Raw genomic sequence first — 25,062 nt, 5'->3', positions numbered from 1 at the left:
CTGCTCCGCTGCGCCCTTCGGGCTCCGCTCCACAGGCCATTGCTTCACCCGCGCCTATGCGCAACAACAACCGCCCGGCTCTAATCCCCGCTGGATGAAATCAGGGGGTCAGGTCACTTCCCGCAGTACGGACTTGCTTTCACCCTGCATGGATTTGGTGACCTGGATGGCACGGGTAATGCTCTCTTCCGTCCGAACCATTTCAGAGAAGAACTTCCTGATCTCAGTCTTCGCTGTAAGCGTGGCTTCACGGCGGGCATCGTTGATTGAGTCCACATCATCGAAGTCTACTGACACAGAGGCGGTAGACAGAATCTTCACGCCCCCTGCCACGTTCTCAATGTTCATGCCGTTCGTATAGGGGTAGTTAGCGCAACCTGCAGCTGAAGCAGCCGAGTGAAGTGAGCATGAGAGAGCTACAAAAATCAGAAATCGACCGGTCATTTCCATGGCTGTATTCCTTTCAAGCTCACGGTTATAGATGACGTTTGAGCAAACCAAGGTGCAGTGCCATCAATTAAAACATAAAGCAGTCGAGGAACTGCGCCAGCTATTGGATAGCCTCCAAGTTCGGACACTCTACCGAAAGGTATAAAGCAGTTCCCGCCATGTCGGTCACTACTCACCGCAAATTCTAAATTTGAGGGCACAGGGTAATCTATGCAGCTTGCAACAGAGAACGAATATATTACTGCCCCTGCGTCATTTTTGAAGTTAATTTCTAATTTTCTGCTATCACTGTTATAGTAAAAATAATAAGCCTCTGAGCCAATATTGTGTCTCTGGTCTATTAATTTCAGTAACAGGTTGCGATTTGAAAGCTTACTAGGATCTGCTAATTTTTCATATTCGATATCATTTACCTCATAACATTTAGGATCCCGTGAGCTAGTATTTGCTAGAAATAATGATATCCGTCCAGATGGGTACTTATCGCAATCAATGACAGATCCGATGGCATTAAGCGCCTCTAAAGAATTTGAAATGTGAGCGCTGTCAATCGTAACAGTTATAGGTATAGCGACTGTTCTTGAGGGAAGTTGCTGTCGTATCTCAGTAAGAAATGAATCGGTACCTTTAGGGACGTCTTTTATGCTGAAAGGCGTTCCTATTTTGTATCGTACTGCTGTACCTGTAGCTATTGGACGGATAATGGCGTCCAAGAATATGTCTTGAGAAGAGTTTGTCCGCTTTTGGTACAATGATGCGTTGATCGCCACCTCTGCGCCGACAGTGCTTGTATCCACGTCGATAGCCTCAAGGAATGCCTTTAGCTCGCTAAGACGTACCGACACCTGAGCCTCGACACGAGTGATTGGTCCTTCCTGCGTGGCATTTAAGATCTTGATGGATGATATAGTTCCCTGAGCATATTCGCTCATTTTGCTGTCGATCCGCCGGGTCTCGCTGCGGATGGCGCCTCGGATCTCGCTAGTCCGTTCAATCGTCGTGTCGCTGCGAACGAACGTGCCGGTAACCTGAGTTAGTGCGTTCTCGGCTGCGTTCTGTAGCGCCGAGCGAGTGTCCTTCCCGAGCCCGGTTACAACGACAGTTCGTGCCTGCTGCTGCGCCAGCGCAGGCGAGGTGATTATTCCAAGCGGATCAGTTGCCGAGATCAGCAGTGCGGCTGCGATTTGGCGCCCAAACTTTGCAACGATCATGAACAGTGGATAATAGTTCCCTTTGCGTTATGTCCACATCAAATGCGTCTAACTTTGTTACATTTTCCGCTAGTTTGAGATGCTTTCCAATGAGCATTTGCGAGCCAGCGGAACGGCGCCAACGCCGCATCTCAGCCCGGACATCTCATCCCGCCAAGCAAGCCAATCATGCGCATGGCTGATCCCAATAAGGGGTCCAGGATCGAATGGCTATGAGCCTACCAGGGTCATGGCAGTGGACTGTAAATGAGCCAAAATGTCCTCGATAAGCCCATATCGATGCTGGACATACGGTTTATCCACCCCAACATTCGCAAACCCTGTAAGACAGCTATATCTCTATAATCTGAATGGGTTGAGCAAAGCAGATTGCCATCTTCGGATCGTGTTCGGATTAAATACACCGATATAACCCATTGATATATCAACACAATACATCGATCTGACTTTTGCCAAGGTTGAAGTCGATAGTTCGAATCTCTTCACCCGCTCCAGTCGTTGCTTGAAAAGGCGGTCCGCCTGGGCCGCCTTTTTCATTGCGGCGCCTCGCCCCGCGACCCATAAAGCCGCCATGCACAGCCACGCCCACAGCCATCCGCTGGGCGGCCATGATCATCATGGCCACGGCCACAGCCATGCGCCGCCGGATTTCGGCCGGGCCTTTGCCATCGGGGTGGTGCTCAATCTCACCTATGTCGGGATCGAGACGGCGGCAGGCCTGTGGGTCGATTCGATGGCGCTGCTCGCTGATGCCGGGCACAATCTGTCGGATGTTGCGGGGCTGCTGATCGCCTGGGGTGGCCTCACACTCGCTAGGCGTGCGCCCAGCGCGCGCTTCACCTGGGGCCTTCAGCGCTCGCCCATCCTTGCGGCCCTGGCAAATGCACTGATTCTGGTGGCGGCGTGTGGCGGAATCATCTTTGAATCGGTGCACCGTCTGATCGATCCGCTGCCGGTTGCCGGCAATATCGTGATGCTGGTGGCGGCGGTGGGGGTTGCCATCAACACCGGTACAGCGCTGCTGTTCATGCGCGGTCGCAAGGGCGATGTGAACGTGCGCGGCGCCTATTTGCACATGCTGGCCGATGCCGGCGTGTCGGCGGTGGTGGTACTGGGCGGACTGCTGATCAGCCAGACCGGCTGGACCTGGATCGATCCGGTGCTGGGCCTGACTGTGGCGGCCGTCATCCTGCGCGGCACTTGGGGCCTGCTCACCGAGTCGCTGGCGCTGGCGCTGGACGCGGTTCCGCCGGGTATCGAACCGGCCGCTGTCAACGACTGGCTCACGGGGCTGGACGGCGTGGCGGCGGTGCATGATCTCCACATCTGGCCGCAGGGCACCACCGGCGCGGTGCTGACCGCGCATCTGGTGATGCCGGCCGGACATCCGGGTGACGAGGCGTTGGCCAATATCGCCCACGCGCTCCACCACCGTTTTTCCATCGGCCATGCTACGCTGCAGGTTGAAACCGGCGCCGATCATTGCCGGCAGGCGCTGCCCGAAGGCTGCGGCGGCGACCACCAGCACTGATGCAACTGTGGGTGGAACCGGTCTGCTGGTCGGAGTAGGAAACCTTTCATGCGCATCATCGACCATCACATCGCCGGATCGCCCGTGGCTGCCGGCAGCCGCACCAGCCCGGTGTATGATCCCAACTCAGGCCAGGTGCAGGCGGAAGTCCGCCTCGCCGGAGCCGACGTGCTGGAACAGGCCGTCGCTGCCGCCCGCGCCGCGCAACCGGCCTGGGCCGCCACCAACCCGCAGCGCCGCGCCCGGGTGATGTTCAAGTTCAAGGAACTGGTCGAAGCCCGCATGGATGAACTGGCCCGCGTGCTCAGTTCCGAGCACGGCAAGGTGCTGGCCGATTCGCGTGGCGACATTCAGCGTGGGCTGGAGGTGATCGAGTTCTGCTGCGGCATCCCACATGTGCTGAAGGGCGAGTTTACCCACGGCGCCGGGCCGGGTATCGACATCTGGGCCTTCCGCCAGCCGATCGGCATCGGCGCCGGCATCACCCCGTTCAATTTCCCGGCGATGATCCCGATGTGGATGGCCGGCGTCGCCATCGCCACCGGTAACGCCTTCATCCTGAAGCCGTCGGAACGCGATCCCACCTTGCCGCACCTGCTGGGCGACATTTTCCGCGATGCCGGCCTGCCCGAGGGCATTTTCAGCGTCGTCAATGGCGACAAGGAAATGGTCGACGCCATCATCGCCCATCCCGACATCGCCGCGATCAGCTTTGTCGGCTCGTCTGACGTGGCCGAGTATATCCACAGCGAAGGCTGCGCGCGCGGCAAGCGGGTGCAGGCCATGGGCGGTGCGAAGAACCATGCCATCGTCATGCCGGACGCCGATCTGGATCAGGTGGTGCGCGATCTGGCCGGCGCCGCCTTTGGCTCGGCCGGCGAACGCTGCATGGCGCTGCCGGTGGTGGTGCCGGTGGGGGAAGACACCGCCAACGCGCTGCGCGCCAAATTGCTGCCGGCGATCGGCAAGCTGCGCATCGGTATCAGCACTGATCCGGAGGCCGATTATGGTCCGGTCGTCACCGCCGCTCATAAGGCGCGGATCGAATCCTATATCCAGATGGGTGTCGATGAAGGCGCCGAGCTGGTGGTGGATGGCCGCGGCTTTTCCCTGCAAGGCCATGAAGGCGGCTTCTTCGTCGGGCCGACGCTCTTTGATCATGTGCAGCCGCACATGCAAAGCTATCGCGAGGAAATCTTCGGCCCCGTTCTGCAGATCATGCGCGCGCCCGATTTTGAGGCGGCACTCAAACTCCCCAGCCAGCATCAATATGGCAACGGCGTCGCCATCTTCACCCGCAACGGCCATGCGGCGCGGGAGTTCGCGGCGCGGGTGAATGTGGGGATGGTCGGCGTCAACGTGCCGATCCCGGTGCCGGTCGCCTATCACAGCTTTGGCGGCTGGAAACGCAGCGCTTTTGGCGACATCGGCCAGCACGGCATGGAAGGCGTGCAGTTCTGGACCAAGCGCAAGACGGTGACGGGGCGCTGGCCGGATGGCGGCATGGACGGCGGCTCGGCCTTCGTCATCCCGACAATGGGGTGAGACTTGGGGGTAATCATGGACACCGATGTCATCCTGAAACGCTTTGAATCACCCGATGAAGTGCGTGAATTCGCCAAGGGCCGCTTCGAAATCGTGCGGCTGGGCGGCATGACCATCGGCCGCGCCACTTATCAGCCGGGCTGGTGCTGGAAGGATGATGTGGGCGCGGCCAGCGGGGCGACCTCCTGCCATGTCGAACATGTCGGCATGGTGATTTCCGGCTGCGCCACAGCCGCCATGGATGATGGCCGCATCATCGAGATGAAGGCCGGCGACATCTTCTACTGCCGCCCGGCCACGACAGCTGGGTGATGGGCGACGAACCCTATGTCTCGCTGCACTTCCTGGGTGCCGACGATTATGCCGCCGCAAAGGACGCGACATGAACTTTGAAACCATCCTCCTGGAAACTCACGGCGCCGTCACGCTGGTGCGACTCAATCGCCCGCAGGCGCTGAATGCGCTGAACTCCCAGGTGCTCGCCGATCTGATCGCCGCCTTTGCCGCCTATGACGCTGACCCGTCGCAGCGCTGCCTGGTGATCACCGGCGGCGAGAAGGCCTTTGCCGCCGGCGCCGACATCAAGGAAATGAGCGGGCAATCGTTCGCCCAGATGTACGGCGGCAATTTTTTTGCCGGCTATGATCATGTCACCGCCACCCGCAAGCCGTGGATCGCGGCGGTTTCGGGCTTTGCGCTGGGCGGCGGCTGCGAACTGGCGATGATGGCGGACATCATCATTGCGGCGGAGAACGCCAAGTTCGGCCAGCCCGAAATCAAGCTGGGCGTGACACCGGGCATGGGTGGCTCGCAGCGGCTGGTGCGCGCCATCGGCAAGGCCAAGGCCATGGAAATGTGCCTCACCGGGCGCATGATGGACGCCGCCGAAGCCGAACGCTCCGGCCTGGTGGCGCGCGTTGTGCCGACCGAGACGCTGCTCGACGAAGCGCTGAAGCTCGCCGAAACTATCGCCGGCATGGCGCCGCTGGCTAGCATCGCGGTGAAGGAAGAAATTGACGCCGCTTTCGAGATGAGCCTGAAAGAAGGCGTCCGCTTCGAACGCCGGCTGTTCCATGGCCTGTTCGGCAGCGCCGACCAGAAGGAAGGCATGGCCGCCTTCGTCGAGAAACGCCCCGGCAACTGGACGGGGCAGTAACATGGCCATCATCGCCTTCATCGGGGTCGGCAACATGGGTGGGGGCATGGCCCTCAATCTGGTGAAGGCCGGCCATGAGGTCTGGGCGTTTGACCTGTCAGCCGAAGCGCTGGCCCGGGTCGTGGCCGGCGGTGCGACAGCGGCCAGCAGCGCCGCTGATGCGGCCGGCGGGGCCGACGCCATCATCACCATGCTGCCGGCCGGAAGCCACGTGCGCGCCGCCTATGAAGGCGAATTGTTCGCCGCGGCCCAGCCGCACGCCGTGTTGATCGATTGTTCAACCATCGATGTCGCCACCGCCAAGGCCATGGGCGAGGCCGCCGCCCAAAAGGGGCTGGCGATGGTTGATGCGCCAGTGTCGGGCGGCACGGCGGCGGCCGATGGCGGCACGCTCACCTTCATGGTGGGCGGGCCTGATGCCGCCTTTGCGCAGGCGCAGCCGATCCTGGCCCAGATGGGCAAGGCCGTCATCCATGCCGGCGGACCGGGAATGGGCCAGGCCGCCAAGATCTGCAACAACATGATCCTTGGCGCCACCATGATCGCCACCGCCGAAGCCTTCGTGCTGGCTGAGAAGCTCGGGCTGGAGGCGCAGACCTTCTTCGACATTTCGTCGAAGGCCAGCGGGCAATCTTGGTCCATGACCGCCTATTGCCCCGTCCCCGGCCCGGTGCCCACCGCGCCGTCCAACCGCGACTACCAGGGCGGTTTCGCGGCGGCCCTGATGCTCAAGGATCTGAAGCTGGCCATGGCCGCCGCGCAAGGATCGGGTGCCAGCGTGCCGATGGGGGCGCAAGCCGAAGCGCTTTACCAGTTATTGGTCAACAACGGTGGCTCGGGCACGGATTTCTCCGGTATCATCCGGCTGCTGCGCGGCTGATCTGCCGCGTTGGCATTTCGCCGCCATCCGCGCTATGCCGCGCCGCATCATGACGTCACCGTTGATCATCGCCCTGCCCAAGGGCCGCATCCTCAAGGAAGCGCTGCCGCTGCTGGCGCGCATCGGTATCGTGCCGGAAGCGGATTTCACCGATGAGAACAGCCGCAAGCTGACCTTTGCGACGTCGCGCGATGATGTGCGGGTGATCCGCGTGCGCAGCTTTGATGTGGCGACCTTCGTGGCCTTTGGTGCGGCGCAGCTGGGCATTGCCGGCAACGATGTGCTGATGGAGTTCGATTTTTCCGAAATCTACGCGCCGGTTGATCTGGGTATAGGTCATTGCCGGCTCAGCGTGGCGCAGCCGGCAGCGCTTGATCCCGATTTGTCGCGCCTTTCGCACGTGCGGGTGGCGACCAAATATCCCGGCCTCACCCGCCGGCACTTCGCGGCGCGCGGCCTGCAGGCCGAGGTGATCAAGCTCAACGGCGCGATGGAGCTGGCGCCGCTGGTTGGTCTGTCGAGCCGCATTGTCGATCTGGTCTCCACCGGCAAGACGCTGGCCGAAAACGGCCTGAAGGAGGTGGAGGTGATCGCCCATATCACCAGCCGCCTGATCGCCAACCGCGCCGCCTTCAAGACAGACAGCCGCGTCGTCGCGATCATCGATGCCATGCGGGAACTCACGGAAAAGTCCGATGCCGCAGCGACTTGACGCGAGAGACGTCGGCTTTGCCGCGGCTTTTGCCGCGTTGGTTGACGCCAAGCGCGATGATGCCGCCGATGTATCGGCCACCGTGGCCGGCATCATCGCCGCTGTGAAGGCACGTGGCGATGCGGCCGTGGCTGAACTCACCGCCCGGTTCGATCGGGTTGATCTCGACGCTCAAGGCTGGGAAATTCCCGGCGCCGATCTCGATGCTGCGCTGGCCGGCCTCACGCCGGAGCTCCGCGCTGCGCTCGATCTTGCCGCCGCCCGCATCCGCGCCTTCCACGAACGCCAGAAGCCGCAGGGCAACGATGCGGTGGACGATGCTGGCGTGCGCACCGGTGTGCGCTGGTCTCCGGTTGATGCCGCCGGCCTTTATGTGCCGGGTGGGCGTGCCGCCTATCCCTCATCGGTGCTGATGAACGCCATTCCCGCCGTGGTCGCCGGCGTGCGTGATCTGATCATGGTGACTCCCACCCCCGATGGCCTGGTTAACCCGCTGGTGCTGGCCGCGGCGCGCGTGGCCGGTGTGAGCCGTGTGTTCCGTATCGGCGGCGCGCAGGCGGTGGCGGCCCTGGCCTTTGGCACCGCACATATCCCGCGGGTCGACGTGATCACCGGCCCCGGCAATGCCTTTGTCGCCGAAGCCAAACGCCAGCTGTACGGCATGGTCGGCATCGACATGGTGGCCGGACCATCCGAAGTGGTGATCGTGTCCGACGGCAAGTCCAACCCGGATTGGATCGCGGCTGACCTGCTGGCCCAAGCTGAACATGATCCGGTGGCACAATCCATCCTGATCACCACCTCGCCGGCCGAAGCCGATGCCGTGGAAGCCGATGTGGCCCGCCAGCTTGAAACCCTGCCCACGGCCGCCGTGGCCGGCGCCTCCTGGCGTGATTTCGGCGCAATCATCCTGGTGCCCGATCTCGCCGTCTGCCTGCCGTTGCTCGACGCGCTGGCTCCTGAGCACGCCGAATTGATGGTGGATGATCCCGATTGGCTGTTCAGCCGCATGCGCCACGCCGGTTCGGTGTTCCTGGGCCGTCACACGCCGGAAGCGGCGGGCGATTATCTCGCCGGGCCCAACCACGTGCTGCCCACCGGGCGCCGTGCGCGCTTTGCGTCCGGCCTGTCGGTGGTGGACTTCATGAAGCGCACCACCTTCCTCGATTGCGGCCCGCGCGGCTTGGCCGCCATCGGCCCGGCCGGCGCTGCCATTGCGGATGTGGAAGGCTTGGCTGCCCACGCTGCGTCAATCAGGCTGCGACTGGAGACCGGAAAATGAACGCTCAAACAATGCGGCGCATCCGCCAGCTTCATCTTTATATCGGCGTGTTCTTTCTGCCAGCGATCCTGTTCTTTGCCATCAGCGGCGGGCTGCAGGCCTTCCGGCTGCAACAGGCCAGCGGCTGGGATGGGGCGCCGCCGCCGGCGTGGATGGCGTGGATGGGCAGCGTGCATATCGATCAGACGGTGCCGCACGCCGAACCGTCGAAACAGCCGCCGGTCGCTAAAGCTAAAGCGCCAGTTGATCCGGTCAAGGAGGCCGAGCGGGCGGCCCGCAAGCGCGCAGCGCTGCCGATGAAGATCTTCATTGCGGTGTTGGCAGCGGCGCTTGCCCTGTCCGCCTTGCTGGGCGCCGCCATTGCGCTGAACAGCCGCGCGACGCGGCGTACGGCCGTGTTGATGCTGGTGGCTGGCACGGCGGTCCCGTTGGTGCTGCTGCTGGCCTGAGCCTATTTGCCGTAAACCGCGCGTTCGAACGCCCGCAGCACTTCCACCGTGGCCGGTTCGCCAAAGGGCAGATGCTGCATGCACAACACGGCGGCGATATCGGATTCGGGATCGATCCAGTAATAGCTGTTGGCGATGCCGGCCCAGGCCAGCGAGCCTGCAGCGCGGCCATCCGGTCCGGGTTCCGGGTTGATCAGGAAGCCCAGGCCCCACCCGCAATCCATCATCGGGAACAGATCGAAATCGCTGGAGAAGCCGGGCAGGTTGCTGGTCATCCGGCCGGCCGGCATGGTCACCTGGTTGCTGGCCATGTCGGTGACGGTTTCGGGGCGCAGGATGCGGGCACCGTTCAACTGGCCCCGGTTCAGGAACATCCGGCAAAAGTGCAGATAATCGCGCGCGGTGGAGATCAGGCCACCGCCGGCGCCCTGAAACTCGGCCTTGTCGCCCCCGCCGAAATGCACCGGGAAGGGCATCAGATTGCCATCCGGTGTCCGCACGTGCAGCGGGGTCAGCCGCGCCTTTACCGCATCGTCGAACGCGAATGTCGTGTCGTTCATGCGCAGAGGCCCGGTCACATGCCGGACCAGCCAGTCGCCCAGTTTCATGCCCGATGCGGCTTCCACCGCCAGCCCCACCCAATCGGTGGAGATGCCATAGATCCACTGCGTGCCGGGATCAGCCAGTAGCGGCGCCTTCAGGCTGGCCAGGCTGCCGGGTGCGGCCGGGTTGTGCTGGCGATATTGGGTCAGTTCGGCCGACATGAATTCATAACCGAAACCCGACGTGTGGGTGAGCAGTTGCCTGAGAGTAATTGGTCCAGCGGCGGGGCGGGTGACGGGCTTGCCCTCGTCATCAAAGCCTTCCAACACTTCGGGGCTGGCGAGCTGCGGTAGCAATTTGCCGATATCGTCATCCAGGCCCAGCCGGCCCTGCTCCACCAGCTGCATGGCAGCGACGCTGGCGATTGCCTTGGTCATCGATGCGATCTGAAACAGGTCATTCTGGCTCAATGGCGGACCGCCCGGCCCCTTGGTGCCCACCGCCACTTCCGCCAGCGTGCCGCTGCTGTTGCCGACGACGGCCACGGCGCCGGGGATGTTGGCGGCGGCCAGCGTGGTTTCCAGTGCAGTCTTGATCCGTTCGAGCATGAGAGGCTCTCCTTCACCGCAATGCTTAGGCAATTTGCCCGGCCCCGGCCCCTTCCGCTTTTGACAGATTGGACGAATCGTATCCGATTCAGGGATTTTTCGCTGGCCAATGTCGCGGCGGGCTTGCGTCGCTCACAGCCAGGGACAGGGCCATGATGACAGGCTTTGCCGCTGTAGGACAGGCCCAGGCCCCGACGGTCTCAATGCCGGAAGTGGCGCATCCCGGTGAACACCATCGCCAGCCCGCGCTCATCAGCCGCAGCGATCACGTCCTTGTCGCGGATGGAGCCCCCGGGCTGGATGATGGCGGTGGCGCCGGCTTCTGCCGCCGCGATCAGGCCATCGGCGAAGGGGAAGAAGGCATCGGAGGCGACGCAGGAACCGATGGTGCGCGGCTGCGGCCAGCCGGCTGCTTCGGCCGCATCAATGGCCTTCCTTGCAGCAATGCGGGTGGAATCGAGCCGGCTCATCTGGCCGGCACCAACGCCTGCGGTGGCGCCGCCATTGGCATAGACGATGGCGTTGGACTTGACGTGCCGCGCCACGGTCCAGGCAAACATCAGGTCGGCCCATTCGGCGTCGGTCGGCGCACGTTGCGTCACCACCTGGCAGCCGGCGCGCAGCACCGCGCCATTATCGCGGCTCTGCACCAGCATTCCACCCGAAATCGGCTTGAGCATCAGGCCCGGCCGGCGCGGATCGGGCAGATCGGCGATCAGCAGGCGCAAATTCTTCTTGCCCGCAAAGATCTTCAGCGCGTCGTCATCGGCACCAGGCGCGATCACCACTTCGGTGAAGATGCCGGTGATGGCTTCGGCGGTCGGGCCATCCAACGGTTGGTTGACGGCGATGATGCCGCCAAAGGCGGAGACCGGGTCGCACTGGAACGCCTTTTCATAAGCGTCGGCCAGCGTGGTGCCCGTGGCGACGCCGCACGGATTGGCGTGCTTGATGATGGCGCAGGTCGGGCCGGCATCGCGCCATTCGGCGATCAGATCGAGCGCGCCATCGGCATCGTTGAGGTTGTTGTAGCTCAGTTCCTTGCCCTGCACCTGGCGTGCGGCGGCGAGGCCATAGGTCTTGCCCTGCGGCAGGTAGAGTGCGGCCTGCTGGTGCGGGTTCTCGCCATAACGCAGCGTTTCCTTGCGGGTCAGCGCCACCGGCAGCACGGCCGGGAACATCTCGCCTTGATCGGCAAAGGCAAACCAGCTGGCAACCGCAGAATCATAGGCGGCGGTGTGGGCGAACGCGGCGGCCGCCAGCTTGCGGCGCAGAGCCAGCGGGGTGGCGCCGTCGTGCGCGTCCAGCGCGGCGATGAAATCGTCATACTGGTCCGGGCTGGTCAGGATGGAGACGAAATCATGGTTCTTGGCCGACGACCGCACCATCGCCGGGCCGCCGATGTCGATATTCTCGATGATCTCATCGCGGGGCGCGCCCTTGGCGACGGTGGCGGCGAACGGGTAGAGGTTGATCACCGCCAGATCGATGGCGCCGATGCCATTGTCGGCCATCGCCTGCACATGTTCGGGGTTGTCGCGCAGCGCCAGCAGGCCGCCGTGCACGCGCGGGTGCAGCGTCTTCACGCGGCCGTCCATCATTTCCGGGCTGCCGGTGAGTTCGGCGACATCCTTCACCGCGTGTCCCATGGCGCGCAGTGCCGTCGCCGTGCCACCGGTGGACACCAGCTCCACACCGCGCGCCACCAGCGCGGCAGCCAGCGGCTCCAGCCCGGCCTTGTCGGACACGGAGAGCAGGGCGCGGCGGATGGGAACGAGATCGGTCATGAGGGCGGCTTTCCGGAGCGATGGACGATTGCGCGCCCGCCTAGCGCCTCAAGCCGCTATTTGCCAGCCCGCTTCAGGCTCCAGTGCACATCGGCGGCCATTTTCTGGGTGCCGCCGGACACCACCAGCTGCTGGGTGCGCTGGATACTGCCGGCCCCATCCACCCACACTGATGGTTCGATGGCCAGCCGGCCAGCGCCGCTTTCCAGCCGTACCTTGAACGCCCAGATGCGACCCGAAGGCGTCTTCAGCAAGGCGCCCATGCCATCGGCGGTGGGCGTGGCCGAAACGCCGGGGCCAAGGTGAAAGCGCACATCGAAATTGCGCTCGGCCCGGCGGCGCAGCAGGCCGGCGGGGGCAGCTTCGATCAGATCCTCACCCGCCAGTTCGGTGCCATCGGCGGTAAGGAACAGGCGGCGGCGCACCAGCATGCCGAAGCGCTTGGCATAGCCATTGTGGCTGGTCTCGATCAGTTGGCCTTCGGCACTGCTGCGCAGGGCCAGCGTCACTTCCTCCACCCCGGCAGCCAGCGTGCCATCATCGCGGATGCGGGTAGAGTTGGTATCGGCAATCACCAGGGTCGAATGAGCGGCGGTGGTGGACAGGCCTGACGCCAGCGCCGGCGCCAAAGGGGCTTCCAGGCCGCGCACGCCGCCGCAATTGGTGATCAGACGGTCGGGCCCGTCGCTCATCTCGAAGGCGAGGGTTCCGGCGTGGCCGCTATTGGACAGGCGCGCCGATGGCGGTGGCCCGGCATCGATCACCACCACGCTGCGCCCAGCCGAAAGCCGGTGATAGCCGCTCCAGCGGCCACCGCGGCGAATCTCGGTGCCGGTTGCCGCCTTGCGCGACAGTCGGTCAAGCGCATCGGCACCGATCACCGCCCCGCCATGCCAGGCGCCGATCTGGCCATCACCCAGCATGAGCCCGCGCAAGGCCGGTGCCAGCCGGGCCAGCGTGTCGGCAAACACCGGCGGCGCGCGGTTGCCCAGCGCTTCCGGTGCGCCGGCGGTGAAGATCAACAGATCAGCCAAAGCCAGCGCATCCACCGGCGCGCGGCTGGCGATGCCGCCATCGGGCAACACCAGCGCCGGCAGCAACTGGTTCAATCCGGCCAGCGCCGCACTGGCGCGCAGCTCGCCGCCGGGGATCAACGTGCCGGCGGCATAGAGCCCGCACAGCGCCTTGGCCTGCGCCAGGCCCTCGGTGCCGCGGCGGGCGGCGCGATCAAGGTGGCGGGCCCAGGTCGCCATCGCCGACAGCACGGCAGAACGATAGATCTGGTTGGAGGACGACAGGATCAGTGGCGCATGGCCCAGCGCCATCAGCAGACGGGTGCCGGCCAGATCGGCGCGCCAGCCCAGCGCATCATATTCGCCCATGCTGGCCAGCCAGCGTTCGACCAGATTTTCCGCCGCGCGCCGCGCCGCATCACGATCGGGCAGGATCGCCAGATCGCGCAGCCATTCCCAGCCATGCGCCCATTCCAGCCACTCCGGCGGTGGACCGAATTCGCGGAACGTGATGTCCCGCGTCATTGCCGTGTGGCCAGCGTGGATCAGCCGGCCGGCGAGGATGCGTTCACCGATATGAGGGTCGCCGGGCACCGGATCGGCCGGTGCCGCCAGCAGTTTCAGCGGGAACCGGCCGCGCAGGCGAAAGCGATGCAGCGGCGTCGCATAGAGCCGGCTTGTCAGCCCCTGGGCCAGTTTTTCCGTCAGCGACAGGCCGCGATCACCGCTGCCACGGCGCAGGCTGCCGTCCTCATCTTCCAGGTCAGGTTGAGGGGGCGGCTTTGCCATCAATGCCCCTTCAAGGCCGCGATATTGGCGGCATAATGCGCCGCGCCGCCCTTGAAGCTGGCGGTGCCGGCGACCAGGACGTCGGCACCGGCGGCGACCACGGTGGCGGCGTTGGCGGCGTCCACGCCGCCATCCACTTCCAGATGGATCGGGCGCCCGCTGTCGTCGATCATCCGCCGCAGCCGCTCGATCTTCTTCAACTGGCTGGTGATGAAGCTCTGCCCGCCGAAACCGGGGTTGACGCTCATCACCAGGATGAGGTCGATATCGCCCAGCACTTCGGCGACCAGTTCCACCGGGCTGGCCGGATTGAGCGACACGCCGGCCTTCTTGCCCAGGGCCTTGATGCGCTGGATGGTGCGGTGCAGGTGCGGGCCGGATTCAGGGTGGACGGTCAGGATATCGGCGCCGGCCTCGGCAAAGGCTTCGAGGTACAGATCGACCGGGCTGATCATCAGATGCACGTCGAACGGCAGGTCGCTGTGCGGGCGCAGCGCCTTCACCACGGCGGGGCCGATGGTGATGTTGGGCACGAAATGCCCGTCCATCACGTCGACATGAATCCAGTCCGCCCCGGCGGCGCTGATGGCGCGCACTTCCTCGCCCAGTCGCGCGAAATCAGCCGAAAGGATCGACGGGGCAATGCGGACGGGCGGGCTCATGCCCCGTGCTTAGCAGGGCCGGCGCACCCGTGGTAGGGGGCGCACCGGCGCATGACCGCAGGCTTCTGTGGATTGATCGCGCTTACGCCTTGGCGCGAAGCAGCTTGGTCACCGTCTCGTCGAATTCGCGCTTCACCTTCTCGCTCAGCGCGCCCGTCGCCGGCCCAGCCCAGCCCACGTGCACTTCCTTCACCCGGCCGTCGCGGCCGATGAAGATGGTGCTCGGCCACACCTTCACCGGGGCCAGATCGCCCAGCACCTTCTTGGTATCCTCGGCATTGGGCTGGCCGCCATAGACCATCGGGTAGGGCAGCTTGTAGCGGTTCTTGAAGCTGGTGATCTGCCGCATCGCACGGGCCTGGTCGGTGCCATATTCGAACTGCAGGCCGATCATTTCCAGGCCTTCCTTCTGCCGGCGCGCGGCGTAGGGGCCCATGAAAATGGCTTCGTCGTGGCAGTTGGGGCACCAGGCGCCGCCCAGCGTGATCACCACCACCTTGCCCTTGTAGCGGGCGTCATTGAGGCTGATCATCTGGCCTTCCGGGGTCGGCAGGCGGAACGACAGCCGCTCGCCGCCCGGTGCTTCGACCAGCACGGCATTCATCGTCGCTTGGCGTTCCTTCTTCGCCTCCCACGCATTGCCGGTCGGCCGGCTGGTGGCGGCAAACTGGGCGCCCTTCAGCGTGTCACCCACCAGCGTGCCGGTCCACAAATTGGTGAAGCTGCCGTCGAAGGTGGAAAGCTTTAACTGGGTACCGTTCAGTTCGCCCGACAGATAGCGCATGTCGCCCGTTGGCAGCTGCACCGTGCCCGAAACCTGGGAACCGACCTGCTTCAGCAGCACCAGGCCCTTCACCTTGTTGTCGCCATAGGTGAGGTTCCAGCGGCCCGTCACATTGCCGGCCGGCTTTACCGCCGTCGGCGTGAAGCGCCAGCTGCCGCGCTGGGCCCGGGCGGCGAGCGTGACTGTGCCGGTGGCGCGCAGCACGGTGGCGGTGCCGGACAACTTGTCGTTGCCGGCGGCCTTCAGCTCCAGCTTGCTGTTGTAGCTGGGGAAGATCAGCGTGATGCTGTCCCCCGTCACTTGCACCTGTTCGACCTTCAGCCGTTCCGGCGCGTTGACCAGCCACGCCTGTGGGCCGGTCTTGCCTTCGCGCACATCCAGCGTGAACGGCAGCGGCCCACCGGGGTGGGCATCAAAGCTGACACGCCATTGGCCATAAAGGCCGGCCGCAAGTGCAGGGGCTGCAGTAAGGCCGGCGATCACGCCGGCGGCGAACAGGGTGCGAAATTTTGCCATCATGATCCCCCTAAAACAGTGTTGGCCGGTTTTGCTCAACCCCGGCTTCTCTTGTCCTTGCCAAAGCTGGGCTTTCTAACGGGCATCGCGTTCGGCTGCTTGCGCGCGCGCCACATCTGCGGCCTGCAGCACCGCCCATGCCGCCTGTATGGCGCGAAAGCGCTCGGCCGCCTCGGGGCTGGTGCCGGCCATGTCGGGGTGGCTGGCCTTGGCCGCCGTACGCCACGCAGCCTTGACGGCATCGGCGCTGGCGTCGGCCTCCAGCCCCAGCACCTTCAGCGCGTCCAGTTCGGCCCGGCTGCGGCTGCCATCGCCTTCGCCGCCCCATTCCCAGTGGCTGGCACGGCGATAATTACGCTGCCGGTCTTCCGAGGTGGCGCGGGCGGCGGCCTCTTCCGGTGTCAGGCCGCGGAAATAATCCCAGCCAGCGTTATATTCGGCGGCATGTTCCTGGCAGAACATCCACCGTTCCGGGCTGTTCGGCGCCTTGGGGGCCGGGCGGTCACCCACGTTGGTGCAACCGTCGCGATCGCACAGGCGCACGGTGGCGGCGGCGCGTTCCGCCCCATAATCCCGCCAGCGCGGAAAGCCCCAATCATCGTTGCGCCGCTGTTTTGGCACGTGCCCGCGTCTCCTCAATCGCCCCTTCTATGCCATGCGGGCCGCCGTTGCGAGTCTGGACGGCTGCGGCACAAACGGGCATGGCTCGTGCCAGATGTTGGCCCTGTTGACCACGCGGCGCTTTGGCCCCCTGTTTGCCACCCAGTTCCTGGGCGCCTTCAACGACAATCTGTTTCGTACCGCGCTGGTGTTCATCGTTGCCTATGACGTGGCGGCAACCGATCCGAAGCAGGCGGCGCTGCTGGCCTCCACCGCCGCTGGTCTGTTCATCCTGCCCTATTTCCTGTTCTCTGGCATCGCCGGCTCGGTGGCCGACGCGCGCGACAAGGCGGCCATCTGCCGGCTGGTGAAATTGAGCGAGATCGCCTTCATGGCCTTGGGCTGGGCCGCGCTGGCCTTGGGTTCGCTGCCGATGGCGCTGGCCGTGGTGTTCCTGATGGGCTGTCATTCCACGCTGTTCGGCCCGGTCAAATATGCCATCCTGCCCCAGCATCTGCGTGAAACGGAGCTTCTCGGCGGCACCGGCCTGGTCGAAGGCGCGACGTTCGTGGCCATCCTGCTCGGCCAGGTCGCCGGCGGCCTCCTGGCGACACAGGCGGTGGGGCCGATTGCAGTGGCCATCGCGGGCCTGGGTTGGCTGACGGCGCGGCTGATTCCGCCAGCCCCGCCCGAACCGGGGACGCACCTCAACTGGAATCCGCTGTCGAGCAGCCGCGCCGCGCTGGGCCACGCCTTTGCCAATCGCCGGCTGCTGATCGCGACATTGGCGATCAGCTGGTTCTGGGCGCTGGGGGCGGTTTACACCAGCCAGTTCGTGCCGCTGGCCAAGAACGACATGGGCGGCAGCGAAAGTGTCGCCACGCTTTTTCTCGTTGCCTTTTCGGTGGGGATTGCAGCGGGCTCGGTCGCGGTGGGGCGCTGGCTGAAGGGGCGGGTGTCGACCCGCCTGTGCGGGGCTGCCGGGCTGGTGATGGCGCTGGCCGGCATCGATCTGTGGTTCGCCATCGGCGCGGTGGGTGCGGCGCCGAAAGATGTCGCCAGTTTCTTTTCTGCCTTCGCCGGCTGGCGCGTGTTGATCGATCTCACCGTTCTGGCGCTGGCCGGCGGGGTGTTTTCGGTGCCGCTCTATGCCGTGCTGCAAACCGCGGGCGACGCCGGCACCAGGGCCAGCGCCATTGCGGCCAACAACATCATCAACAGCCTGTTTCAGGTCGCTGCCGTGCTGGGGGCTGGCGCGGCCGTGGCGGCCGGGCTGGGCGTGCCACTGGTGCTGATGCTGTCCGGGCTTACGGTGTTGCTGCTGCTGCCGGCGCTGCACCGGTTGGAACGGACATAGACGCAATCCACTGGCGGATCAGCGCCACGCCGTCATCATGCGCCAGCGCGCGACCGAACTGGGGCATCATGATGCCGGGTTCGGATGCGATCATGCGGTGCAGCAGGATGGATTTGTCGGGCTGGCCGGGCAGGATAGAGAATTCATGCCCGCCCGAACCGCGACCGGCGGCGACTGGGCGTTTCAGCACGCCCAGATGCGCCGGGGTGGTTTCCTCGGGCACCAGATAGAGGCCCGAGTTGGAGGCAAAGCCGCCCCGGCTGTGGCAGTGGCCGCAGTTGACGGCGAGATAGGCGCGGGCGCGGGCGTCGAGCGGCTCGGCCGCATCATCCCACTTTGCCAGCCTTGGCCAGCCACCGGCGGGCAGCCCGGCCAGCCGGCCTGATGCGGCCCAGGCCATCAACTGGTTCGCGCCTTGGCCAGACAGGCCGCCGTTGAGATTGCCCGCCGTCGGACCAATCGGCGTGATCGCTTCCCCGTCCTGGTGGCAAGTCTTGCACTGGTTCTGGTTGGGCACGGCATAATCGATGGCCTGGGCGCGGCCTGCCTTGTCGATGAACTGCACCGGCACCTTCACGCCGGCGCGCTTCAGCACCGCGCCGCCGTCCTGTTCGACATAGCTCAGTGCCACCCAGCCGGCCGGACGGTGGATCAGCAGGCGCGTCTCGATGGGGCGCATAGCCTTCGTCGGCTGGCGCAGATCGGCCGGGAAGGCGAAGCGCTTGACCAGCACCGTGCCGACCGGAAACGCCAGCGCGCCCGACGCGCGATAGTCGGCCTTGGTGCCAGGCGGCAGCCAGGCAAAGCGGAATTTCTCGGCATGATCCGAAAACAACGGCGTGTTCAGCGTGTAAGGCTGCACCCCCGGTGCAGGCTGGCCAGCGGCGTTGAACAGGCCATAATCGGCCAGGCGAGGGGCGTCGGTGGCCAACAACAGATCGCTACGCACGCCGGGCGCAGGCGCCGCCCCCAGCAACAGCAGCGCAGCCCAGATTCGTCTCACTTGGCGCGCGCCTCCAGGGCGGCCGGCAGCACGATCGGCGCGCGATCAGCGGCCAGCTTGGTCGGTGCCAATGGACCCGGCTTGGCCTGGGCCGGCGGCGTGCCTTGCAGGCCAAGGTTCAGGGTGATGCCCGGCGCGTCGCTGGCGATGCCGCCCTCGGCCACCTTCTCGCCGCCACCGCCCGGCACGTTGTAGCGGGTGATGCCATCCCACATCACCGGCGGCAGCGTGCCACCCACAGCCGCGGCAATTTCCTTGCCGCCGGCAAAGCTGGGCGATTTGCCATTGTTCATGAAGTGATTGTCGGCAATGGAGACGGCGCGCGGCAGCGGGTTGTAGGCCTTGTCGGTGAAGGCCTGCGTATAGGCGACGACCATCACGGCGCTGCCGTTGTTGCCCATGACATGATTGCCCGTCACCATCACGTTGGCGTTGGCCATCACCATGATGCCGGTGCCCGACGGCACGCCCGCCACGATATTGCCGGGCGCGGCAAAGTTGACATGGTTATTGTCGATCACCTGGTTGTTCGTCAGCTTCACGTTGCGGCCGCCCTGCTGCGGCAGATCGGGCAGATCGAACACCAATATGCCGCCGGCATTGTTGGTGGCCGTGTTGCCCACCACATCGGCGTCATAGCTGTTCTCGATCTCGATGCCGGCCACATTCATTTCGGCGCGGCTGTTCCGCACGATGATGTTCTGCGACTGGCCCACATAAATGCCGGCATCAGACGCGCCCTTCACCACGCTGCGATCGATCAGCACGTTCTTCGAGGACACCGGATACAGGCCATAGGCGCCGTTGGTGGATTTCGGCCCGCCGGTCCATTCCACCCGCAGGTTGACCAGCGCGATGCCGTCACTGCCCTTGGATTTCACCCCGTTGCCGGCGGGATTTTCGATGCCCAGATCGCGCAGCACGACATTGTCCGACGTGATCAACAGGCCCTCGCCAGCGACTTTCTGCGCGGTGAAATCAAGGATCGTCTTGTCCGGCCCGTCGCCCTTCACGGTGACGCCATCGACATCCAATGACAGGCCATCGGCCAGCGCATAACGCCCGGCAGCGATATGCACCGTGTCGCCGGGCTGGGCTTCGATCAGTGCGGTCTGCAACTTCTCCTGCGCGTTGTCGCCGGGCCCGACATGGATCATCTTGGCCTGCGCAAGGCTGGAGCCGCCCAGCAATGCTGCAATCAGAAGCGCCATGCGCATGTGAAGATCCTTCCCCGGTTATCGTTGTTGGGCCTGACTTTCCGCCCTTCTGCCGTGCCACTCAACCCCTGAATTCGTCCGGTTAACGCCCATTTATCGCATTGGCGGCGGGGGTTTGTTATCGATACGCCCATGCACGCTCTGATTCCTGCCCTGCAAATCCATGGCCTGACCAAGGCCTTTGATGGCTTTCTGGCCGTCAACGGCCTCGATCTTGTCGTGCCCGCCGGGCAGATTTATGCGCTGCTCGGCCCCAATGGTGCCGGCAAGACGACCACGCTCCGCATGGTCACCGGCCTTGCCCGCCCCGACGCGGGCGAGATCAGCGTCTTCGGGGTCGACGCGCTGGCCGATCCGATTGCCGCCAAGCGCCTGATCGCCTGGCTGCCGGATGAGCCGCTGCTGTACGACAAGCTGACCCCGATCGAGTATCTGGCCTTCATCGCCGGCCTGTGGAACGTGCCGGCTGCCGATGCCGAACCGCGCGCCGAAGCGCTGCTGAAGCGCCTGACCCTGTGGGACAAGCGGGACAGCCGCTGCGAGGGCTTTTCGCGCGGCATGAAGCAGAAACTGGCGCTGGCTGGCGCGCTCATCCACGAGCCGCGCCTGCTGATCCTTGATGAACCATTGACCGGGCTCGATGCGGCCGCGGCGCGTTCGGTGAAGGACATCTTGCTTGAACAGGTGGCGGCGGGCGGCACCGTGATCCTGACGACGCACATCCTTGAAGTGGCGGAACGCATTGCCCAGCGCATCGGCATCATCCGCGCCGGCAAGCTGGTGGCCGAAGGCACCATGGCCGAGCTTTCGGTCGGCCGCGCCGAAGGCACCACGCTGGAACAATTGTTCCTGGAACTGGCGCAGGAAGACATGCCAGCATGATTGCACTGGCCCAAGTATCACCTGCGCCGGGCAGCCTGCCGTGGCTGGTGCTGCACGATGTGCGGGTGAAGGCGCGCGGCCGCGAAGGCCGCTGGGGCCGCATCATCGCCATGCTGCTGCTGGCGCTGCTGCCGATCATCGGCGGTGCGGCCATGGCCTGGCGGGTGCGGGGCGGCGCAGATCTGCCGCTGGCCGCGCTCGGCTCGGTCGGCGCGGTGCTGCTGGGCATGGTGTTGGTGATGGTCAGTTCCGCCTATGCCCATGTGCTGCGGCTGAGCCGGGATCGCGGCGAACTGGAATTGCTGCTCACCGCGCCGCTCCCCGTGGCGCGGGTGGTGGCGGCCCGGGTGGCGGGCGTGCAGGCCGTGGTGGCGCTGCCATTCCTGCTGCTCACCGCGCCCTTCTTCCTGTTCTCCGCGGCCTTTGGCCATGTCACCTGGGTGGCCGGCCCGCTGGTGGTGGTGGCCGTGGCGCTGGTGGCGACCGCGCTGGCGCTGACCATCGCGACGCTGCTTGATCGGTTGCTTGGCCCCAAGCTGGCCAAGCTGGTGGCGCAGGTGGCCGGCGTTGGCCTGGCGGCGTCGGTGTTTGCGCTGGGCCAGGCGCCCAATTTTGCGCCCAAGTGGTTCGATGCCCAACTGGCCTTCTTCTCGCAGCGGCCGCCGTCGCCGCTTGATTGGCCGGCGCAGGCGGTGTTCGGCCAGCCCTTGCCGCTGATTGCCGTTCTGGGGCTGGCGCTGGTGGCGACGCAATGTTCGGCGTGGCTGGCGGCAAGCCGGATGGAGGCAGCGCCGGCCGATCCCACCGCGGCGCCCCCTGTGCCGCGCCGTGGCCGGGCGGTGCGCTTTGGCGGCAGCGCTACTGCGGCGTTGTTTGGCAAGGAACTGAAATTGCTGGGCCGCGATCCGGAACTGATTTCGCAGATCGGCCAGCAGCTGGTGTTCATGGTGCCGATCCTGGCGTTGATCTTCACCGATGGCCAGGTGACGCCGGCGCGGCTGGCGGCGGCCGGCGTGTTCCTGGCCGGCGCCTTGTCATCGTCGCTGGCCTGGCTGGTGCTGTGCGCCGAAGACGCGCCCGATCTGATTGCGGCTGCCCCCTTGCGGCCGGGCGTGGCCATCCGTGCCAAGCTGGCCGCGGCGCTCACCCCGCCGTTGCTGATGGTGTCCGTTCTGGCGCTCGTGGTGCTGCCGAAATCACCGGTGGCAGTGGCGGTGATGCTGCCGATGGCGCTTGTGGCTGGCCTCGCCAGTGCTGCCATGCAGGCCTGGACCCAGCCGCCGGGGCGCCGCAGCGCCTTTCGCAAACGCTATCGCAGTTCGTTGCTGATGGCGGTGGGGGAATTCGTGCTGCTGGGCAGTCTCGCTGGCGGAACCCGCCTGCTGCTCGCCGGCAGCTGGTGGACCCTGGCGGCGCTGGCGGTGCCGACGCTGATGCTGGCCGGGGTGTGGTGGTTCAGGCCGAAACCGGCTGCGTAATTCAGACGCGCAGGGCAGCCGCCGCCCGCGCCCGCGCCTCGATCGCGGCCCAATCCGTTTCGCCGCGCTTGGCGATCCAGCTGCCGCCGACACAGGCGACGGCTGGTTCCGCAAGCCATTCCGATGCGCTTTCAAGCGTGATGCCGCCGGTGGGGCAGAAGCGCACGTTGCGAAAGGGTGCAGCGAGCGCGCGCAGCATCGGCAGTCCGCCTGCAGCCACCGCCGGGAAGAATTTCAGCCGGTTGAAGCCCATTTCCTGGGCGCGGATGATATCGCTGGCGCTGGACACGCCGGGCAGGAACGGCACACCGCTGGTCCGCGCCGCCGATCCCAGCGCCGCCGTGATGCCGGGCGACACCACGAACCGGGCCCCGGCCACCAGCGCGGCGGCAAGATCGCCCGATGAAATCACCGTGCCGGCACCAACGATGGCGCCCGGCACCTTGGCCATTTCGGTGATCACGTCCAGCGCGACCGGCGTGCGCAATGTCACTTCCAGCACCGGCAGCCCACCGGCCACCAGCGCTTCGGCCAGCGGCCTTGCGTGGGCGATATCGTCCACCACCAGCACCGGGATCACCGGCGCGGCGTTCATCACGCTATCGATATCCGTCATGGCCGCTTCCGGCCAAAGGCGGCGGCAGCACCGAACAGGCCGGGCTGCGGATGGGTGATCAGTTTGACGGGGAGGCTGCGCATCAGCGTTTCAAATCGGCCCTTGGCGGCAAAGCGCCCGGCAAAACCGGAACGCGGCAGATGATCGGCAAGGCGAGCGCCCAGCCCACCACCAATTACCACGCCGCCGGCCCCATGAGCCAGTGCAATGTTGCCCGCGAACGTCCCCAGCGCCAGGCAGAAGCGATCGAGCGCGGCGGCGGCCAAGCTGTCCTCGCCGCTCATGGCGAGGCTCCACAGTGTCTTGTCGTCCATCGGCTGGATGGCCTGGTCTTCCAGCGTCGCCAGCGCAGCGTGGATATCGGCGAGGCCCGGCCCCGACACCACGCGTTCAGCCGAAACCCGGCCGAAGCGGCGGCGGAAATGCGCCAGGATGGCGTCCTCGAGGCTGTCCACCGGCGAGAAATCGCCATGGCTGCCTTCGGTGGGCAGCACTTGCCAATCGTTGCCGCCGCGCTTGACCAGCAGGCCAACGCCCAGTCCGGTGCCGGGGCCGAGCACGGAAATGGTGCCAACATCGGGCAACGGCACGTCCGGCCCGCAGACATGCTGGAACTGATCCGCTCCGCAGGCGCCCACGGCATAGGCCACCGCTTCGAAATCATTCACCAACACATGGGCATCAACGCCCAGTTTCTCGTTCACCATGGCCGGGCGGATCACCCAGGGATTGTTGGTCAGCTTCAGCTCTTCGCCCACCACCGGGCCGGCCACGGCGAGGGCCGCCGCGCGCGGCAACTTCCGGCCGATCGTGGTGCCGAATGTTTCCCACGCCATCTGCAACGAGGCGTGTTCGGCGCAGCGCATCACCACTGGTTCGTCCAGCGCCACCACGTTGCCGGCGCCATCCAGCCGGGCCAGCGCGAAACGGGCGTGGGTGCCGCCGATGTCTGCGGCCACAAGCTCAGTCATGCCAGCTCACTCCGTCCCGTTCGGTCAGCGCGATGGCGGCGGCCGGGCCCCAGTTGCCGGCGGCATAGGGCTTCACGCTCATGCCGGTCTGTGCCCAGCCGGCGCGGATGGCGTCGATCCAGGTCCACTGCGCTTCCACCTCGTCGCGGCGCACGAACAATGTCTGCCGGCCTTCGACCAGATCCAGCATCAGCCGTTCATAGGCGATGCGGCGGCGCACATCGGCAAAGGCATTGGTCATGCCGATATCCAGCGGCACGGCGCGCAGTTTCAGCCCATCGCGATCCAGCCCCGGCACCTTGGCCATCATCTGCAGGCCGATATTCTCGTCGGGCTGGATGGAGATGATCAGCTTGTTGGCCTTCAGCGCGGCATCGCCGAACATCGAATGCGGCACGTCGCGGAACTGCACGATGATCTCGCTCACACGTTCCGGTGCGCGCTTGCCGGTGCGCAGATAGAAGGGCACGCCCTTCCAGCGCCAATTGTCGACATGGGCCTTCAGTGCCACGAAGGTTTCGGTGTCCGAAGGCCGGCCCAGTTCATCCAGATAGCCGGGCACCGGCTGGCCCAGGATGGCGCCAGCGCCGTATTGGCCGCGCACGCTGTGGCTTTCCACTTCCTTCGCCGTGAGCGGCCGCAACGATCGCAGCACCTTCACCTTTTCATCGCGCACGGCGGCTGGATCGAGCCGCGCCGGCGGTTCCATGGCGACCAAGGCCAGCAATTGCAGCATGTGGTTCTGCACCATGTCGCGCAGGGCCCCCATGCCGTCATAATAATCGCCGCGGCCTTCCAACCCCACCGTCTCGCCCACACTGATCTGGACGGACTGGATACCGGTGGCGTTCCACAGTGGTTCGAACAGGATGTTGCCAAAGCGCAGCGCCAGCAGGTTCTGGACGGTTTCCTTGCCCAGATAATGATCGATGCGGAAAATCTGGCTTTCGGGATAGGCGGCGGCCACAGCGTCGTTGATGGCCCGGCTGCTGGCCAGATCATGGCTCAGCGGCTTCTCCA

At 65.1% G+C, this 25,062-nt stretch carries 23 protein-coding genes and 1 pseudogene; 11 read left to right on the top strand and 13 right to left on the bottom strand.

Features of this window, described 5'->3' with window-relative positions; translation table 11 throughout:
• Positions 1–108: 108 nt before the first annotated feature.
• Positions 109–450, bottom strand: a complete 342-nt coding sequence (locus RT662_RS08685; protein WP_313670311.1) for a hypothetical protein — start codon at positions 448–450, stop codon at positions 109–111.
• On the bottom strand, positions 441–1,661 hold the full coding sequence (locus RT662_RS08680) for a hypothetical protein (protein WP_313670310.1): 1,221 nt from the start codon (positions 1,659–1,661) through the stop codon (positions 441–443). Before RT662_RS08680 ends, RT662_RS08685 begins: the two co-directional genes overlap by 10 nt.
• Positions 1,662–2,232: 571 nt before the next feature.
• Here RT662_RS08680 and RT662_RS08675 point away from each other — a divergent pair.
• From RT662_RS08675 to RT662_RS08640, 8 genes and pseudogenes are all read left to right on the top strand, one after another.
• The gene (locus tag RT662_RS08675) at positions 2,233–3,192 is read left to right on the top strand and encodes a cation diffusion facilitator family transporter (RefSeq protein WP_313670309.1); all 960 of its coding nucleotides are present in this window, start codon (positions 2,233–2,235) and stop codon (positions 3,190–3,192) included.
• A gap of 48 nt (positions 3,193–3,240) precedes the next feature.
• On the top strand, positions 3,241–4,737 hold the full coding sequence (locus RT662_RS08670) for a CoA-acylating methylmalonate-semialdehyde dehydrogenase (RefSeq protein ID WP_313670308.1): 1,497 nt from the start codon (positions 3,241–3,243) through the stop codon (positions 4,735–4,737).
• Positions 4,738–4,752: 15 nt separating this feature from the next.
• A complete protein-coding gene (locus RT662_RS08665; protein ID WP_313670307.1) occupies positions 4,753–5,049 on the top strand; it encodes a cupin in 297 nt (98 codons plus the stop codon).
• 70 nt (positions 5,050–5,119) lie between these two features.
• Positions 5,120–5,893, top strand: a complete 774-nt coding sequence (locus tag RT662_RS08660) for an enoyl-CoA hydratase (protein WP_313670306.1) — start codon at positions 5,120–5,122, stop codon at positions 5,891–5,893.
• Positions 5,892–6,773, top strand: a pseudogene (gene mmsB / locus RT662_RS08655) (3-hydroxyisobutyrate dehydrogenase); the annotation flags it as partial. The gene RT662_RS08660 and the pseudogene mmsB, both read left to right, overlap by 2 nt.
• Positions 6,774–6,822: 49 nt before the next feature.
• Positions 6,823–7,485: an ATP phosphoribosyltransferase gene (gene hisG, locus RT662_RS08650; RefSeq protein ID WP_313670305.1), complete on the top strand. Its 663-nt coding sequence runs from the start codon at positions 6,823–6,825 to the stop codon at positions 7,483–7,485.
• On the top strand, positions 7,469–8,767 hold the full coding sequence (gene hisD / locus RT662_RS08645) for a histidinol dehydrogenase (protein WP_313670304.1): 1,299 nt from the start codon (positions 7,469–7,471) through the stop codon (positions 8,765–8,767). The genes hisG and hisD overlap by 17 nt, the downstream gene beginning before the upstream one ends.
• A complete protein-coding gene (locus tag RT662_RS08640) occupies positions 8,764–9,216 on the top strand; it encodes a hypothetical protein (protein WP_313670303.1) in 453 nt (150 codons plus the stop codon). Before hisD ends, RT662_RS08640 begins: the two co-directional genes overlap by 4 nt.
• Before the next feature lie 2 nt (positions 9,217–9,218).
• Here the strand turns inward: RT662_RS08640 and RT662_RS08635 are convergent, their stop codons facing one another.
• From RT662_RS08635 to RT662_RS08610, 6 genes are all read right to left on the bottom strand, one after another.
• The gene (locus tag RT662_RS08635) at positions 9,219–10,367 is read right to left on the bottom strand and encodes a serine hydrolase domain-containing protein (protein ID WP_313670302.1); all 1,149 of its coding nucleotides are present in this window, start codon (positions 10,365–10,367) and stop codon (positions 9,219–9,221) included.
• 200 nt (positions 10,368–10,567) lie between these two features.
• Positions 10,568–12,154, bottom strand: a complete 1,587-nt coding sequence (gene purH, locus RT662_RS08630; protein WP_313670301.1) for a bifunctional phosphoribosylaminoimidazolecarboxamide formyltransferase/IMP cyclohydrolase — start codon at positions 12,152–12,154, stop codon at positions 10,568–10,570.
• 56 nt (positions 12,155–12,210) lie between these two features.
• Positions 12,211–13,956, bottom strand: a complete 1,746-nt coding sequence (locus RT662_RS08625; RefSeq protein ID WP_313670300.1) for a heparinase II/III family protein — start codon at positions 13,954–13,956, stop codon at positions 12,211–12,213.
• Entirely contained in the window at positions 13,956–14,618 is a 663-nt protein-coding gene (gene rpe / locus RT662_RS08620) for a ribulose-phosphate 3-epimerase (RefSeq protein ID WP_313670299.1), read from the bottom strand. The genes RT662_RS08625 and rpe overlap by 1 nt, the downstream gene beginning before the upstream one ends.
• 82 nt (positions 14,619–14,700) lie before the next feature.
• Entirely contained in the window at positions 14,701–15,918 is a 1,218-nt protein-coding gene (locus RT662_RS08615; protein WP_313670298.1) for a TlpA disulfide reductase family protein, read from the bottom strand.
• Between the two features lie 75 nt (positions 15,919–15,993).
• Positions 15,994–16,539, bottom strand: a complete 546-nt coding sequence (locus RT662_RS08610) for a J domain-containing protein (RefSeq protein WP_313670297.1) — start codon at positions 16,537–16,539, stop codon at positions 15,994–15,996.
• Between the two features lie 94 nt (positions 16,540–16,633).
• Here RT662_RS08610 and RT662_RS08605 point away from each other — a divergent pair, with 94 nt between their 5' ends.
• Positions 16,634–17,875, top strand: a complete 1,242-nt coding sequence (locus RT662_RS08605; RefSeq protein ID WP_313670296.1) for an MFS transporter — start codon at positions 16,634–16,636, stop codon at positions 17,873–17,875.
• Here RT662_RS08605 and RT662_RS08600 read toward each other — a convergent pair.
• Positions 17,826–18,878: an SO2930 family diheme c-type cytochrome gene (locus RT662_RS08600; RefSeq protein WP_313670295.1), complete on the bottom strand. Its 1,053-nt coding sequence runs from the start codon at positions 18,876–18,878 to the stop codon at positions 17,826–17,828. The genes RT662_RS08605 and RT662_RS08600 overlap by 50 nt on opposite strands.
• Complete coding sequence (locus tag RT662_RS08595; RefSeq protein WP_313670294.1) at positions 18,875–20,095, bottom strand: parallel beta-helix domain-containing protein; 1,221 nt, start codon at positions 20,093–20,095, stop codon at positions 18,875–18,877. The genes RT662_RS08600 and RT662_RS08595 overlap by 4 nt, the downstream gene beginning before the upstream one ends.
• Positions 20,096–20,227: 132 nt before the next feature.
• Here RT662_RS08595 and RT662_RS08590 point away from each other — a divergent pair, with 132 nt between their 5' ends.
• Positions 20,228–20,977: an ABC transporter ATP-binding protein gene (locus RT662_RS08590; RefSeq protein ID WP_313670293.1), complete on the top strand. Its 750-nt coding sequence runs from the start codon at positions 20,228–20,230 to the stop codon at positions 20,975–20,977.
• Entirely contained in the window at positions 20,974–22,455 is a 1,482-nt protein-coding gene (locus RT662_RS08585; protein ID WP_313670292.1) for a hypothetical protein, read from the top strand. The genes RT662_RS08590 and RT662_RS08585 overlap by 4 nt, the downstream gene beginning before the upstream one ends.
• 1 nt (position 22,456) lies before the next feature.
• Here RT662_RS08585 and eda read toward each other — a convergent pair whose 3' ends face one another.
• The 3 genes from eda to zwf all read right to left on the bottom strand — a co-directional run.
• On the bottom strand, positions 22,457–23,071 hold the full coding sequence (gene eda / locus RT662_RS08580) for a bifunctional 4-hydroxy-2-oxoglutarate aldolase/2-dehydro-3-deoxy-phosphogluconate aldolase (protein WP_313670291.1): 615 nt from the start codon (positions 23,069–23,071) through the stop codon (positions 22,457–22,459).
• The gene (gene glk, locus RT662_RS08575; protein WP_313670290.1) at positions 23,068–24,042 is read right to left on the bottom strand and encodes a glucokinase; all 975 of its coding nucleotides are present in this window, start codon (positions 24,040–24,042) and stop codon (positions 23,068–23,070) included. The genes eda and glk overlap by 4 nt, the downstream gene beginning before the upstream one ends.
• On the bottom strand, positions 24,035–25,062 hold a 1,028-nt coding region (zwf, locus tag RT662_RS08570; protein ID WP_313670289.1), incomplete at its 5' end, for a glucose-6-phosphate dehydrogenase. The genes glk and zwf, both read right to left, overlap by 8 nt.

Source organism: Sandarakinorhabdus sp. (assembly GCF_032115815.1).
Classification (GTDB): Bacteria; Pseudomonadota; Alphaproteobacteria; order Sphingomonadales; family Sphingomonadaceae; genus Sandarakinorhabdus.
Note: the sequence above shows the minus strand (reverse complement) of the source record. Positions and strands in the feature narration are given on the sequence as shown.

What these genes read in the sequence shown, in the direction of transcription:
- RT662_RS08660 (WP_313670306.1), top strand. Translation starts at nt 5,120, where the DNA reads ATGAACTTTGAAACCATCCTCCTGGAAACTCACGGCGCCGTCACGCTG.
- eda (WP_313670291.1), bottom strand. Translation starts at nt 23,071, where the DNA reads ATGACGGATATCGATAGCGTGATGAACGCCGCGCCGGTGATCCCGGTG.
- RT662_RS08685 (WP_313670311.1), bottom strand. Translation starts at nt 450, where the DNA reads ATGGAAATGACCGGTCGATTTCTGATTTTTGTAGCTCTCTCATGCTCA.
- hisD (WP_313670304.1), top strand. Translation starts at nt 7,469, where the DNA reads ATGCCGCAGCGACTTGACGCGAGAGACGTCGGCTTTGCCGCGGCTTTT.
- RT662_RS08640 (WP_313670303.1), top strand. Translation starts at nt 8,764, where the DNA reads ATGAACGCTCAAACAATGCGGCGCATCCGCCAGCTTCATCTTTATATC.
- RT662_RS08605 (WP_313670296.1), top strand. Translation starts at nt 16,634, where the DNA reads ATGTTGGCCCTGTTGACCACGCGGCGCTTTGGCCCCCTGTTTGCCACC.
- hisG (WP_313670305.1), top strand. Translation starts at nt 6,823, where the DNA reads ATGACGTCACCGTTGATCATCGCCCTGCCCAAGGGCCGCATCCTCAAG.
- RT662_RS08675 (WP_313670309.1), top strand. Translation starts at nt 2,233, where the DNA reads ATGCACAGCCACGCCCACAGCCATCCGCTGGGCGGCCATGATCATCAT.
- RT662_RS08665 (WP_313670307.1), top strand. Translation starts at nt 4,753, where the DNA reads ATGGACACCGATGTCATCCTGAAACGCTTTGAATCACCCGATGAAGTG.
- RT662_RS08590 (WP_313670293.1), top strand. Translation starts at nt 20,228, where the DNA reads ATGCACGCTCTGATTCCTGCCCTGCAAATCCATGGCCTGACCAAGGCC.
- glk (WP_313670290.1), bottom strand. Translation starts at nt 24,042, where the DNA reads ATGACTGAGCTTGTGGCCGCAGACATCGGCGGCACCCACGCCCGTTTC.
- rpe (WP_313670299.1), bottom strand. Translation starts at nt 14,618, where the DNA reads ATGAGCCCGCCCGTCCGCATTGCCCCGTCGATCCTTTCGGCTGATTTC.
- RT662_RS08625 (WP_313670300.1), bottom strand. Translation starts at nt 13,956, where the DNA reads ATGGCAAAGCCGCCCCCTCAACCTGACCTGGAAGATGAGGACGGCAGC.
- RT662_RS08615 (WP_313670298.1), bottom strand. Translation starts at nt 15,918, where the DNA reads ATGGCAAAATTTCGCACCCTGTTCGCCGCCGGCGTGATCGCCGGCCTT.
- purH (WP_313670301.1), bottom strand. Translation starts at nt 12,154, where the DNA reads ATGACCGATCTCGTTCCCATCCGCCGCGCCCTGCTCTCCGTGTCCGAC.
- RT662_RS08670 (WP_313670308.1), top strand. Translation starts at nt 3,241, where the DNA reads ATGCGCATCATCGACCATCACATCGCCGGATCGCCCGTGGCTGCCGGC.
- RT662_RS08585 (WP_313670292.1), top strand. Translation starts at nt 20,974, where the DNA reads ATGATTGCACTGGCCCAAGTATCACCTGCGCCGGGCAGCCTGCCGTGG.
- RT662_RS08595 (WP_313670294.1), bottom strand. Translation starts at nt 20,095, where the DNA reads ATGCGCATGGCGCTTCTGATTGCAGCATTGCTGGGCGGCTCCAGCCTT.
- RT662_RS08635 (WP_313670302.1), bottom strand. Translation starts at nt 10,367, where the DNA reads ATGCTCGAACGGATCAAGACTGCACTGGAAACCACGCTGGCCGCCGCC.
- RT662_RS08680 (WP_313670310.1), bottom strand. Translation starts at nt 1,661, where the DNA reads ATGATCGTTGCAAAGTTTGGGCGCCAAATCGCAGCCGCACTGCTGATC.